Annotated in this window: 11 protein-coding genes; 10 read left to right on the top strand and 1 reads right to left on the bottom strand. The window is 50.9% G+C overall.

The features are described from left to right. Positions 1–347 precede the first annotated feature (347 nt). Entirely contained in the window at positions 348–1,106 is a 759-nt protein-coding gene (locus tag Pan97_RS05200; RefSeq protein ID WP_144971072.1) for a serine integrase family protein, read from the top strand. A 159-nt stretch (positions 1,107–1,265) separates the two neighbouring features. Here Pan97_RS05200 and Pan97_RS05195 read toward each other — a convergent pair whose 3' ends face one another. Beyond that, a complete protein-coding gene (locus tag Pan97_RS05195) occupies positions 1,266–1,832 on the bottom strand; it encodes a hypothetical protein (protein WP_144971071.1) in 567 nt (188 codons plus the stop codon). Positions 1,833–2,553: 721 nt separating this feature from the next. On the opposite strand from Pan97_RS05195, the gene Pan97_RS05190 reads away from it, so the two are divergent. The 9 genes from Pan97_RS05190 (at position 2,554) to Pan97_RS27130 (ending at position 14,376) form a co-directional block, all read left to right on the top strand. After that, positions 2,554–3,435: a GIY-YIG nuclease family protein gene (locus Pan97_RS05190; RefSeq protein WP_144971070.1), complete on the top strand. Its 882-nt coding sequence runs from the start codon at positions 2,554–2,556 to the stop codon at positions 3,433–3,435. Between the two features lie 4 nt (positions 3,436–3,439). Further along, positions 3,440–6,202 carry a type I restriction endonuclease subunit R gene (locus tag Pan97_RS05185; RefSeq protein WP_144971069.1) on the top strand — a complete coding sequence of 921 codons (2,763 nt, stop codon included), beginning with the start codon at positions 3,440–3,442 and terminating at the stop codon, positions 6,200–6,202. Beyond that, entirely contained in the window at positions 6,199–7,950 is a 1,752-nt protein-coding gene (locus tag Pan97_RS05180) for a restriction endonuclease subunit S (protein ID WP_144971068.1), read from the top strand. Before Pan97_RS05185 ends, Pan97_RS05180 begins: the two co-directional genes overlap by 4 nt. Continuing rightward, positions 7,947–9,554: an AAA family ATPase gene (locus tag Pan97_RS05175; protein WP_144971067.1), complete on the top strand. Its 1,608-nt coding sequence runs from the start codon at positions 7,947–7,949 to the stop codon at positions 9,552–9,554. Before Pan97_RS05180 ends, Pan97_RS05175 begins: the two co-directional genes overlap by 4 nt. Further along, positions 9,551–10,450 carry an HNH endonuclease family protein gene (locus Pan97_RS05170; protein ID WP_144971066.1) on the top strand — a complete coding sequence of 300 codons (900 nt, stop codon included), beginning with the start codon at positions 9,551–9,553 and terminating at the stop codon, positions 10,448–10,450. The genes Pan97_RS05175 and Pan97_RS05170 overlap by 4 nt, the downstream gene beginning before the upstream one ends. A 2-nt stretch (positions 10,451–10,452) precedes the next feature. After that, complete coding sequence (locus Pan97_RS05165) at positions 10,453–11,943, top strand: class I SAM-dependent DNA methyltransferase (protein WP_144971065.1); 1,491 nt, start codon at positions 10,453–10,455, stop codon at positions 11,941–11,943. Positions 11,944–11,994: 51 nt separating this feature from the next. Beyond that, the gene (locus tag Pan97_RS26475; RefSeq protein WP_196782287.1) at positions 11,995–12,780 is read left to right on the top strand and encodes an HNH endonuclease; all 786 of its coding nucleotides are present in this window, start codon (positions 11,995–11,997) and stop codon (positions 12,778–12,780) included. A 569-nt stretch (positions 12,781–13,349) separates the two neighbouring features. Next, a complete protein-coding gene (locus Pan97_RS05155; RefSeq protein ID WP_144971064.1) occupies positions 13,350–13,991 on the top strand; it encodes a hypothetical protein in 642 nt (213 codons plus the stop codon). A gap of 112 nt (positions 13,992–14,103) precedes the next feature. Then, entirely contained in the window at positions 14,104–14,376 is a 273-nt protein-coding gene (locus tag Pan97_RS27130; protein WP_391529986.1) for a helix-turn-helix domain-containing protein, read from the top strand. The last annotated feature ends 2 nt before the right edge of the window (positions 14,377–14,378 follow it).

The following is a 14,378-nucleotide window of genomic DNA, read 5'->3' as shown; positions in this document are numbered from 1 at the left end:
CAGAAAAAAAGCCGCAACAAGTGCGGCTTTAGGCACCCCCTAGGGGAGTCGAACAGTACGCCGTTTCTGCGGAAATAACGGCATCTACTCTCAGTCGAGGTGCAAAAGGCGATGCGGTCGCCCAAATAGCACCAGCATCTGATCCCGAGTTGGCCGGCGTTATCGAAGCCTGGCCCAAGCTGCATCCCACCATTCAGGCGGGGATTATTGCGATGGTTGAGGCGGGCAAGGAGACTCGTGCCTAAATCGAGTTCTCAGTCGCTTTCTCAATTATCCCATACGAATTGTCGTAGCGCGAAACGCGGTCAAGACCACGCTTACCCTCTGATCGATTGAGCCGAACAACCGTGAAAAAGAAGCAACCATACTCTGGCATCCTGAAGCCACCATTATCACCTCAAGGATTGGCGAGCAATTACTTTCACCACCTCCCCGATTTGCTTGACGAACTTCCGAGGAACGCCTCCGATTTCACGCTAGCTTTTTATTCGAGAGTGTCGGGGCGAACGCAGCATAAGAGAAGAACTTACGAAGGCCAAGAGATGCAGTTCCACACGGCAATGGAGAAGCAAACAATCTCGGAGTCTAGAGTTTTCCGAGAAGTCGGCTCAGGGTGGGATTTGACTGTCGAGGCACGAAGCCAACTTATCAAAGCGGCGATGTTCGTAGCTGAACACGAGGGAATCGTAGTAGCCGCAAATTCACAAAGGTTTCTCCGGAACGAGTTCTACACCCCCTCTGAGATCACGAGACTGCCAACAGTGGAGGAATACGAAAAGCTGCTCCAGATTATTGAAACATTCGCTCCAGGCGTTCGCTTGGCAACTTTGGAAGCCCCTGATCTTTGTCCGTACAAAGTGCGAAGTATTGAAATCAAATGGGGGCAAAAAAGAACTGGTAGAAAGGGGGGCCGGCCAAGAAAGAAACGTTCCAACCCCACGAAGCCACGTTACGAGGTGGTAGCTCCGATGATTAAGAAATATTTTCGATTGGGATATTCCTGTAGGAAAATTGCGGAACTGCTTGAACCTATCTGTGAGGAATACGACTTCAGGCCTCCGCACCCATCAACCATAAATCGTTGGAAAAGAAGGGATCCAACTTGATGAATTGACGTGTCGCGTTTTTCGCACGAACGTCCATACTGGGTTTACTGATCGGTCGTAAAACCTCGACTCATCAGAGCCGATCTAGATACTTTCGATCAAACGAAAACCATTAGTATGGCCACACATGGGATTTGTTCGGTAGGCATCCGTGGGAGATTAGCGAAAGCTCGGATGGACCGTGGCCTTGTCGGCGACCTTGTAAACGTTGTCGGTAAGGAAACCGTTCCAGTCGATTCGCTCGATTGTTGACCCCAAGTACATCACGTCAACAACAACCTTTTTCGTCGAGCTGCCATAAGCATCTGTCATGGGAAACTCCCCTTCGACGGTCAGTTCATTGATCGCCAAGCCAGAATCCGCTGCCGCTTTCAAAATAGTTTTAATGTCGGCCCGGGCTCCTAACTGGATCATACCCGTCGTTAGATTGTCACCGATATCGAAGGAGACGTGGACGTTCTTTTTCTCTTTGGCTTTGGTGTCGTCGGTGACCATTATCAAACGCACATTGTCGCCAAGCTTGTACTCAACCAGGTCACGGAATTTCTGCTCGGCAGGATCAATATCGGACGCTGTCGAAGAACTGCTGCGAGTGGGAGACGAGAACTCTCCCATTGAGAAGAGGACGATAAGCACGATGGCCAGCGTCGAGCCGCCAATGCCCAAAATCCAACCGAGCGAACTCTCATCAGGTTTCTCTGGTGTTGGGGTTGGTTCGTTCGTCATCTGGGACTCCTTCAAGCAAGTGGTTGTGATTTCCAAACAACGCTTGCTGGAAGGGCCAGGCGGGGAGGCCACCCACACCAGTCCCCAGATAGGTTCGGCAAAACCCGTGAAGCGACATAGCACAAGCAGCACTCCCCACAGTCCCTGCGGGGGTGGCGTGTGCTTGCAACGCTTCGAGAGAAATTTTGCCGATTTATCTGGAATCGCAAGCGATCAAATTGTGGTCGAGCCGGCCAACGAGAGTCGGTAGCTCGATGGGGTCTATTGTAGTTGATTCACCCTCCCCAGACGAGGGTCCTGGGGATTTAATCGTAAGGGCCACGCGGTCGCCCTAACGCTGTTCCTAGTCGATGACGAATTCTTTGGCGACTTCGATTTAGGAACGCGGCACAGCTAGCCACACGAGCGACAATCGGCAGATTTTGGGAAGAACAGTTCCTTTGAGTCGGCAGAATATTGGGTTACTTGAGGATTTCGGATCATCGCCTGACTGTAAGCATCCGCGAATCATGCCAAGTCGCCTGGAGGAGAGTTGAAACTTTATAGAGACTCGCGTATGGAATCAGGGAGCACGACTAGCACAACTCATTCCCGTAAAGTGCCTTCAACTCGACCACGACCCAACCTCAAGCGTTTGATTGCCATAGCCCTTTCTTGTGTGTATCTTGCGTCTACTCCTGCGTGGTCCCTCCCTACGTAACGCAAGGCGGCAAGAGGCTGCATGAATCTCGAAGTTCCCCAGCGACCGTTTTCTATCCGTATCTTTGTTCCAAATGGTGATCCCGATGGGCTGCGTCTCGTCGAGAAATCCAATTGGAGCGGAATTGGCGTCGTCTTCAACCGTACCAACTACAAGCAGGCCGTGACTCGTCCGGAGTTTGAGCGAACCGGGGTCTACGTCCTTGTGGGCAATTCCAGCAACGGAGCCCTGCCAACCATTTACATTGGCGAAGGTGATCCCGTCGGTGCCCGCTTGAACTCGCACTACAGCCGGAAGGACTTCTGGGACTGGGCCGTTTTCTTCGTCACCAAGGACAACAGCCTCAACAAGGCTCACGTTCAGCGGATGGAAGTTCGCCTCCTGGAACTCGCTAAGGCCGCGAAGCAATCGAAGCTCGACAACCTCAACATGCCTTCCCCGCCGACCCTTTCGGAGGCGGATGTGGCCGATGTCGATAGTTTTCTGCTCGACATGCTCAGTATCTTTCCTTTGGTTGGGCTTAGCGTATTCGAGAAAACCGAGACACGGTCGAATTCCCTGGAAACCCTATCTATCGAGGCCAAAGGTGTCACGGCAATGGGTTACGAAGATACTAAGGGCTTTGTCGTTCGGGAAGGCTCTGAGGCGGTGAAGGCCGAAACCGCCACGATACACCAGTACATGTCAAACCTTAGGGGCGATTTGCTCGAACAGGGGGTCTTGAACGATACTGGAGATCGGTACCGTTTCGCCCAGGACCACGTTTTCAGTTCGCCATCCACGGCGGCCGGCGTAATCCTGGGGCGATCGGCCAACGGAAGAACGGAGTGGAAGAGCAAGGACGGGAGAACGCTGAAGGAGTTGCAAACCCAAGAAAGTGCGTCAATCGACGACGAGGATTAACGCAGTGACTCCAGAAGCATTAGCCCGCACCAGGATCGACCAGAAGCTGCAAGCCAGTGGCTGGATCGTTCAAGATTACTCCGAGGTCAACATCTCGGCAGGTCTGGGCGTTGCTATTCGCGAGTTCCCACTTTCCACCGGCTTCGCCGATTACATGCTCTACGTCGATGGCAAAGCGATCGGCGTTGTCGAGGCCAAACCTGATGGGCATACGCTCGCAGGCGTGGAAACCCAGTCCGGCAAGTATCTGCAAGGGCTGCCGAACAATCTTCCCAATTACCGGCTTCCGCTTCCTTTCGCCTACGAATCCACTGGCGTAGAAACGCAGTTCAGCAATTACCTGGAGCCAGACGCTCGCAGCCGCGAAGTCTTCAGCTTTCATCAGCCAGGAGAGCTTTTGCATCTGGTGAAATTGGAGCAGCAGACACGCGGGCTCCTTCGCGAGATGCCAGAGCTTAACTCCGATCGCCTCTGGAAGGTCCAGGTTGAATCGATTCTCAACCTAGAAAGATCCCTTGCCGAGAATCGGCCTCGTTCGCTTATTCAAATGGCGACCGGAAGCGGTAAAACCTTTACGGCGGTCAACTTCTGCTACCGGCTGATCAAATTCGCCAAGGCGAAGCGAATTCTGTTCCTGGTCGATCGCAACAACTTGGGAAAGCAGACCCTCAACGAATTTCAGCAATTCGACAGCCCTTACAACGCTTACAAGTTCACCGAGGAGTTTACGATCCAGCACCTGAAGCGGAATACGATCGATCCCGCCTCCAAAGTCTGCATCACCACGATTCAGCGGCTCTATTCCATGCTCAAGGGGGAAGAGGAGTTCCAGGAAGAGAACGAAGAAGCCTCCCTTTTTGAAACCCCGTCCTCCGTCATTAGCGAGCCGCTTCCTGTCGTCTATAATGCCCAGATTCCGATCGGCACGTTCGACTTCATCGTAGTCGATGAATGCCACCGATCGATCTACAACATCTGGCGACAGGTGCTCGATTACTTCGACGCGTTCCTTATCGGCCTGACTGCGACCCCCACAGCTCAAACAATCGGGTTCTTCAAAAAGAACCTGGTCCAAGAGTACACCCATGAAAAGGCGGTCACGGATGGGGTCAACGTGGGGTACGACGTCTATCGGATTGAAACGCAAGTCACCAAGGACGGGGCAGAATTGATCAAGCAGCCAGGCATCTTCGTGCCGCATCGAGACCGACGCACGAAGAAAAAGCAGTACAAGGAACTCGACGACGATCTGACCTACACCGCGAATCAACTCGATCGTGACGTGGTTTGCGACGATCAGATTCGTCTGGTGATCAAGACGTTTCGCGACAAACTGCCCGAGATCTTTCCTGGCCGTAGCGAAGTTCCCAAGACGCTCATCTTCGCGAAGACCGATCAGCACGCGGAAGACATTGTGCGGATCGTTCGCGAAGAGTTCGGCAAAGGCAACGATTTTTGCCAGAAGATTACCTCCAAGAGCACCGGAAAGAAGCCCGATGATCTGCTGGCCGAGTTCCGCACCATGTATAACCCGCGAATCGCGGTAACGGTCGATATGATTGCCACCGGGACCGATGTGAAGCCGCTGGAATGCCTCCTGTTCATGCGGAACATTCGCTCCCTTTCCTACTTCGAGCAGATGAAGGGCCGCGGCTGTCGCGTGATTGATTCCGACACGCTTCTCAGCGTTACGCCCGATGCTAAACACAAGACACACTTCGTGATCGTGGATGCCGTGGGCGTTTGCGAAAGCGAGAAGACCGCTACCAAGCCGCTCGATCGCAAGCCTTCCGTCTCCACCGAAAAGCTGATGGGGCTGGTCGCTACTGGAGCTGCCGACCCTGATCTGGTTACTGCGTTGGCGGCTCGGCTTGCTCGCTTGGCCCAGCAATTGGAGCCAGAGCCGACAGAAGCCATTGAAGAAGCCTCAGGCGGAAAGTCGCTGGACGAACTGAGTAGTGATCTGCTTGGCAGCGTCGATCCCGACGAAGTAACGACGGAAGCGGTGACGAAATTCAACATTCCTGGCGACCAGGAGCCTACGGAAGAGCAGTACAAGGAAGTGGAACAAGAGCGGATGCGAACCGCGTTGAAGCCTTTTCACAACCCCAAGCTACGGGGCTCAGTCCTCAACTCTAAGCGATCGCTGGAACAGGTTATCGACGAACGAACGACCGATTCCCTCATCCGGGCCGGGTTTGATCAAGCAGCTCGCGAAAAGGCTCAGTCGTTGATCTCAAGCTTCTGCCAGTTCATTGAAGACAACAAAAGCGAGATCGAAGCCCTTCAGATTCTTTACTCAAAACCGCACCGGGCTAGACTCCGTTATAGCCAAGTCAAACAACTCGCCCAGGCGATTCAGCGGCCTCCCTATTCGCTCAATTCAGAACGCCTCTGGCACGCCTTCGAGACCGTGGCACCGGAGAAGGTAAAAGGGCACGGGGGAAAGCAACTTGTCGATGTCATCGCCCTGGTACGTCACGCCCTCGATCCCGATTCGCTCCTTTCCACCATCGGCGAAACCGTGCAGCAACGGTACCAAGACTGGCTCGCCAATCAGGAAGCCAAGGGAGCGAAGTTCACGCTCGATCAACGCAAATGGCTCGATGCAATCAAAGACCATATCGCTACTAGTCTGGCGATTGAGCAAGACGATTTGGACGACGTGCCATTCAATCAAATTGGCGGTCTCGGTAAGGCGTATGAACTGTTTGGTGATCAGCTTGCGGCCATCCTCGAAGAGTTGAATGCGAGGTTGGCCGCATGAGTGAAAAATATAATCTTCCTGAATCTTGGGAGACAGTACTTCTGATCGATGTGCTGGAATTAAATCCTGCCAAGCTGGTAATTTCTACAGATGATGAATCCCATTTCGTTTTCGTACCTATGTCTGCCGTCTCCGCTGAATTTGGAGGTATTGATGTCTCAGGCAAGCGTCCATATCGAGAAGTGAAAAAAGGTTATACTCAGTTCCAAGCCGCCGACGTGCTCTTTGCGAAAATAACGCCTTGCATGGAGAACGGGAAGATTGCGGTAGTCCCTGAATTGGATTCCCAGGTTGGCTATGGATCTACTGAGTTTCACGTATTGCGATCGTTAATGCATGTCGATCCAAAGTGGATTGCATATTACCTTTCGCAATCTTCGGTGCGACGTGATGCAAAGCGAAATATGACGGGAAGTGCAGGCCAGCTTCGCGTACCCAAAAGGTGGCTTGAGAAGCTAAGAATTCCTATCGCACCATTGAAGGAACAGAAACGTATCGTCGAAAAGATCGAAGAACTCTTCTCAGAACTTGATGCCGGGGTGGCGGCACTTGAGCGGGCCAAGACCAAACTGAAGCGATACCGAGCCAGCGTTCTCAAGGCCGCTGTGCATGGCTCTCTCACCGCGGACTGGCGATCCAAGCATCCCGAAGTGGAACCCGCCTCCCAACTCCTCGAACGCATCCTCGCCGAGCGTCGCCGCAAGTGGGAAGAAGAGCAACTCGCCAAGTTTGAAACAGCGGGAAAGAAGCCGCCGAAGGATTGGCGGGAAAGGTACAAGGAACCATTCACGCCCGATCCTTCTGAATTACCAGAACTTCCCAAATCCTGGTGTTGGGCTTCCGTAGACCAGATGGGAGAGGTTCAACTTGGGCGGCAAAGGTCGCCTCAGAAGCGTTCGAAAGATTACCCAACGAAATACATTCGAGCAGCCAACATTACCGAAGAAGGAATTGATACTTCTAATATTCTGGAGATGGAATTTACGCCTTCTGAGGTAGATCGATTTCGGATGAAAAAAGGGGATCTCGTTGTATCCGAGGCGTCGGGAAGTTCAAATCAAGTTGGTAAGCCAGCTATCTGGAATAATGAACTGCCCGTTTGTTGTTTTCAAAATACGGTCATACGCCTTAGACCAGAGGGAGTGCGAAGCGACTACCTGCTAGTCATCTTAAAACACTGCTATTCCAACAAAGTATTCGCAAAGATCGCTGGCGGTGTTGGCATCAATCATCTCGGGGCAACCAAGTTCTCCAGAATCCCGATTCCGCTCGCCCCGGCATCAGAACAAGTCGAAATTGCAAACGAAGTAGAGCGGCAACTATCTATTCTTAAGAAGTCCGAGGAAATGATTGAGGCAAACCTCGTTCGTGCATCCCGAAACCGCCAGAGCATTCTTCAACGGGCATTTGAAGGAAAGCTCGCCCCACAAGATCCAAATGATGAACCTGCTAACATTCTGCTGGAGCGTATTCGTTCTGAGCAAGCAAGAACACACGCTACGATTTCAAAGCCAAGAAGAAAAGGAACTCGGAAGATGAAAGAGCGACTGCCCATTAGTGGGGTTATTGAGAAGCATCCCAAAGGAGCAACTCCAGAAGTGGTTTTCGCTGAGGCTGGCTTAAATGGTGAAGAACTAAATGACGTAGATCAGTTCTATTCAGAATTGGATCAACTCGTATCTAAGAGGAGTGTCGAGGTGATACGCCCAGATTCAAAGTCAGTCATCATCAAGCCGAGGACAAAATGAGAATTCGCTCGGTTTACATCGGAAAATTCAAGAACCTCTGTGACTTTCATATAAGATTCTCCGATGAGAAGAGATCTTGGGTTACGGTGATACTTGGTTGGAATGGCGCAGGTAAATCAAATCTGATCGAAGCGATTGTCATTATTTTTAGAGAGCTTGATCTTAATCAGGCCCCCTCCTTTGCATATCGCATCGAATACGAGTGCAGCGATAGTATCGTTGAGATCGATGCTGTGGACAAAGTCGATGCAACTATGCCCGCAGCGACGAAAGACATTCATCCAGTTATTAGCGGAAACAAAGTATCATTCAAGAGATTTTGCTCCGATGAATATGTGGCACAAAGGCCAGGCCATGTCTTCGGATATTATTCAGGGCCAAGCAATAGGCTAGAGGAGCACTTCGAGGAGCATCAAAAGCGTTTTTACCGATCTCTGCTTGATGGAGATGAAAAACCGCTGCGACGTCTGTTTTACGCACGTCCAGTTCATGCAAATTTCGTGCTACTCTCTTTCTTTAGCAAACCATCGGGAGAAAGTAGCAAGTTCCTTGAAGACCTTTTGGGAATCGAAGCATTCGAGTCCGCATTGTTTGTCATGCGCCAACCACCATGGTACAGCAAATCACCAAAGCGAGAGGCCAAAGCTAAGGGGGACAGCCGGTTCTGGTTTGCACGTGGAGTCGTAAAAAACTTCCTGGCTACACTTTTCGAGACAGCATTGGCACCGATGTATTTGCCACGAAAGGTTGATGTTGAGTTCCAAAATCAAAAGAAGAACGTGGATCATCTCTATCTATTCATCCGCAATAAGAGTGATCTTCGCAAGCTGAGGAAGGGGTACGGGACGCAGGCGGAGTTTTTCAAGGTTTTAGAAAGTACTTACCTGTCAAAGTTGCTCGTCGAAGTCCGGGTACGAGTGCGGATACGTGGGCTCGATGGCTCCCTAGTTTTTCGTGAATTGAGCGAAGGCGAGCAACAGTTGCTCACTGTTCTTGGCCTTTTGGAATTCACGAAAGAGCAGCAATCACTCTTTCTGCTCGATGAGCCTGACACACATCTCAACCCCGCATGGAGCATTCGATACCTGGGACTGCTTGAAGAAATACTAACGGAAAAGGATCGTAGCCACGTAATGGTTGCCACTCACGATCCTCTCTTTATTTCCGGCTTGGATAAAGAACAAGTTCGTGTCCTTCGCAGAGAGGAAAGCCAACGACGAATCACTTCGTTTGAGCCAGATGAGTCACCTCGTGGCATGGGAGTCGTTGGATTGCTAACCAGTGAGATGTTCGGACTAAGATCTGATCTCGACGCCGCTACACTTAAGATGATTGATGACAAGGTAAAGCTTACGACCAAGAGAGAAAACTTGACACCGAAACAACAAAGGGATTTGGAGAAGATTGATTCGGAGTTAGATCGCCTGGGTCTGCTTAATACATTTTCCGACCCTTACTATATGGCGTTTCTTAAAGGATTGTCTCGGCGACGTAGTGGGATGAAGCTTTTCAGGCAGTCAAAGTACTCCAAGGATGAGATCAAAGAGCAAGAGGAACTCGTTGATGAAATACTTGCCGAGGCCGAGGATAGTAGCGGCCAATGAGATACATCGATCCAACTCAAATTGAACTGAATTTGCCGAGCGATTGGTTCGATGTCGTTAGCAAAGCAGTTGAGTATGTTGACGAGAAGGTAAGCGAAGCCAAGCAAGATTGCCTCGCGAAAAAGCTAACGCCTGTGGAGTCTGAGAAAGTCATTAGGACTGCACGGTCGAAGGCAATCAATGCGAAGTCGCAAGTTTGGTCTGATGTCGGTAAGCATCTGCGGAAAATAAGCAATGACAAATGCTGGTATTGCGAGGCAGATCAGAGTCGGTCAGATATGCCAGTGGATCATTTTCGGCCAAAAAACTCTGTTGTCGAGTGCGGTGGCAAACATCCAGGGTATTGGTGGCTTGCATTCGAATGGTCCAATTACCGGCTCGCGTGCACGTTCTGCAATAGCCGTCGCGTGTTCTCGGACTCTGAGGGGGGGAAACATGATCATTTTCCGCTCTTGGATGAGGGCAAGAGGGCCTATAAGAAGGGTGGCGAAATTGACGAATCTCCGACACTTCTCGACCCGTGTGATGTAGACGATGTGGACTGTCTTACTTACATTGACACAGGGCAAGCTTGGGAGAAAGAACTTGACGAATCGACCGACGAGTTCAAACGAGCAAATACATCCATAAAACTGTATCACCTGAATCACCCCAAGACGATTCGAGAACGTAAGCTAATCGCGATAGAAACGAGGGACCGAGTGCAGCGGATTGCAGAGATCCTTGAGACGAAGAAGGGTGATAGAACTCAACAACAAACTAAGGATTTAAAACGACTGACGGCTGAACTGATTTCCTTCATTCGTCACACGCAGGCATTTTGCTCTGCCGCAAGAGTATACTTGTCGAATTATCGAAAATTGCCCTTCGTCGATAGCATTTTGCAGAAGGCATAGACTTGTCTCTCGCATCGCAAAATGTCGTCAACAAAGCTTGGAACTTCGCCCACGTCCTCCGCGATGATGGCCTATCCTACATGGCCTATACAGAGCAGATCACGTTTCTGCTCTTTCTGAAAATGGCTCACGAGCAGACGAAGCGTCCGTACAACCGGAAGCCGATGGTTCCCGCCAAGTACAACTGGGAGCAGTTGCTCAAGAAAGAGGGGGACGAGCTTGAGGAGCAGTATCGGCACACCTTGGAGCATTTGGGCTCCGAAAAGGGAATGCTGGGGGATATCTTCAAGAAGGCCAGGGCGGATATCCATAACCCTGCTACGCTGAAACGGCTGATAGTGGATCTCATTGAGCCTGTCGCGTGGTCCAGCATGGAAGCCGATGTGAAAGGGGATGTCTATGAAGGAATGCTTGCCAGGAGTGCTGAGGAGTCTCCCAAGGGGGCTGGGCAGTACTTTACCCCTCGGCAACTGATCAAAGCGATCGTCGATTGCATGGAGCTAGTTCCCGAGGATACCGTTTGCGACCCTGCATCCGGCACAGGCGGTTTTCTGCTGGCCGCCCATGATTATGTGGCGAAGAAGTACGGGAAAGACCTCGACAAGGATCAGAAGAAGCATCTCCGCAAGGCATTCGTGAGCGGTTGGGAATTGGTTCCCAACACAGCTCGGCTGTGCATCATGAATCTCTACCTGCACGGCGTGGATGCCGATCCGCCTCCGATCCGATCTGGCGTCGATGCCCTGGCAAGTGCTCCGAGCGATCGATACAGCGTCGTCATCACCAATCCGCCATTCGGCAAGAAGAGCAGTATCTCAATCGTCAATGAAGCGGGCGATTTGGAGAAAGAAGACAACGTTTACGAGCGTCAGGATTTCTGGACCGCAACGAAGAATAAGCAATTGAACTTCGTCCAGCATGTCAAATCATCGCTGAAGATCCATGGCCGTTGTGCGATCGTTGTACCGGATAACGTGCTATTCGAGGGTGGAGCCGGTGAAACGATTCGACGCAACCTTTTGCGTCAGTGTGATGTTCATACGCTCCTGAGGCTTCCAACCGGGATCTTCTACGCCCAAGGCGTGAAAGCGAACGTTCTCTTTTTCGACGCGAAACCGGCTCAGGAAAAAGCCTGGACCCGGAAACTCTGGGTCTACGATCTTCGCACGAACATGCACTTCACGCTCAAAACGAATCCGCTCAAGCGTTCGGATCTGGACGAGTTTGTGAAATGCTACCGACCAGGCAAACGTCATCTACGCAAGCCAACCTGGGACGCTGAAAAGAATCCAGAAGGACGCTGGAGATCTTACGACTACGACGAACTGATCAAACGCGATAAGGTCAACCTCGATATCTTCTGGCTTCGCGACAAAACAATCGAAGATTCGGACGACCTTCCTGAACCGGATATCCTGGCTCAGGAAATCGCCGATGACCTCCAGATGGCTTTGGAGCAGTTTCAGGCGATAGCGGATCGAGTTCGGGAGTAGGTGTTTTGTCTGCTCGCGTCGGAATTAGAGTAGCTGAAAAAGGGGAATCGCGTGGCTGGAGCATCTGAGGACGCCATTCGCATTATCTACTTCGTCAATACAGACGGACGGCCTCATCAAGAGATCTACGGCAATAAGGCATTCTTCGATCTCAAAACAGAAGGCCCGTATGCGTCGAAGGCAGTCGGATTGCCAGTAGGGCAGGAATGCGTTGTCGCTAGTTATGCGAACAAAGCAAGAACATTGGTCAACCTCGACTGGTATTCGTTCAGCGTTGAGCGAATACGCGACGACGATCAAGGTCGTCCGCACCGAGTATTCTTTGGGAATTTGATTTTCACTGAGACCCTAGACAAGGCGGATGCGGCGAAATCGAATGCCTATGACCAGATGTTCAACGTAAATGGCGATTTTAAGCGACCCTCAGCTTTGGAAAACAAAGTCGCGATTTCGCAACTTCCAACAGAAATTGGAGGCCGCATCGATTTGTTTCCCGACGAAGTAGTGGCCGGGGATGGAAGCTATATCGAAGGAGCCCTTCGGCGTGTAGAAGTAAACGCATACGAGCGAAATCCGCAAGCGAGACGCGATTGCATCGCCCACTACAAACCAAAATGCGTCATCTGCAAGTTTGATTTTGGAAAAACATACGGTCCCGTGGCAGAAGGGTTTATGCACGTACACCACTTGAAGCCGCTTCATGAGCTGAAAGAGTCGTACAGGGTCGATCCAGTGAAAGACCTGCGTCCGGTGTGCCCAAATTGTCATGCCGTGATTCATCTGGGCGGATCTAATCGCTCAATCAGCGAGGTCAAAAAGATGCTTCAGAAAGCATAGGAACGGGCATCATGTGGAATGAATCAGCGAATCTGAGGCCGAAAAAGTGGACGCGATTAGAGAATCGTATGCCTACAGCTAACGCCAACGAGGCGGCGACCCGCGGATCCTTATATTCAAGTCCGATCAGAATTTGATCGCTTGCGACTCCAAGAAAAATAGGCAAAATTTTCGCGAACCATTGCAAGATGCCACACAAGGACTGTGGCCTAAATCGCCTGCCACTGCTTTATGCATACACTTTTATGCAGCTGGCTGAAGCGACCAAAGAGAAGTATTTCGCATTTCAAGCGTTTCGTGGGAGCGTTCCAAAATGGACACAGCGACTTGATGCTGGCCGCGACCCGGTCCCGACATATCGCATGATTAACGGGAGCAGGTAGCGTCACCTGATGATAGGCCGATTCGATGAACCAGCAAGCAGGGAGAGCGCTACCGCAAAATGCAAGATATCATGATTCATCGGATAGTACCAAGCCAAGTCGAAAATATTGTTACAATGAGATTATGGTCCCCTAAGCGAGAACTTCCCTAACAGCGACAATCCCAATCCTGAGAGAAACTTAACTATGAAAGAAAAGCCTGAAGATCAAGATCTACGATTTCTCAAAACGTTCCTAGCATCGCAGCAAGAAGCGTATGACATAGTGCCGGAACTTTGTGACCCTGATTTTTTTAACGAAGATACACGTCCGCAGACATCCGATGACGAGGAACGGTGCGCAAGAATCGCTGAATCTCTAGGCTTCGACGGAAGCTTATTCCGTAACCTATTCAAGTTAGATGAACTCTCATGGTTACGACAGACCAGCAAAAGGATAAAAACTATCCCTCAATTGATTTCTAAGATCGAAAGTCGGCGAATGCAACGGATGGCCCAGGATGAACAGTCACCGGCCCTGCCAAAGCCTTCCGCACTAGAAACTCCACCCAATGCTCTCGAAAACAAAGAACCTGCAAGACATGACAGTAAGCCTGTAGACGCAGATCACCTTGCTATCCTTCGCTTCCTTTCTAAAAGCAAAGACCCAATGTTGCAAAAGGAAATCCGCAGAGCGATTTGGAGAGGCGAACGAACAGCAAGAAGTAAAATCCAAGACTTGGTTAGGTACGAATTCGTCAAACTTCCGTTCGGCAAGAATTCTCGACGCGGCTATATCATTACTCCGGATGGCCGCCAACTTCTTGATCTACCAGCAAGCGCCGCCTAGCGCCTAAGCGTTGCCGGTTAGCGCCGGCTACTTGCCGCCAATCATCGATCTGCATCGCTTAAATTCGAGACAGAGTTGGATTTTCAGTCACCTGTCTGTTGAAGAAAAAGCGATGTCACATAAATATTGGGAACGTAACGTTCCTGGCCAACAGCATTCAAAATCAAAGAACGATGCCGCTACCATCTCGTTGGCCTTGCGACCTATCGAAGCGGCTAGATCTCTCGGGATTTCGCCCCGATATCTTTCTCAATTGAAGCAAGAGGGCAAAATCCCATTCGCGGTAATCGGAGATGGGAAACGGCCAATTATCGTCTATCCCGTTGAGGCACTACGGGAATGGTTATCGCAGCAGACCAAATCGGTACATAGCGATCCACAATAACT

Origin of the sequence: Bremerella volcania (genome assembly GCF_007748115.1) — a bacterium.
Lineage (GTDB): Bacteria > Planctomycetota > Planctomycetia > Pirellulales > Pirellulaceae > Bremerella > Bremerella volcania.
The sequence above is the reverse complement of the archived record's forward strand: the minus strand, read 5'-3'. Positions and strand labels throughout refer to the sequence as shown.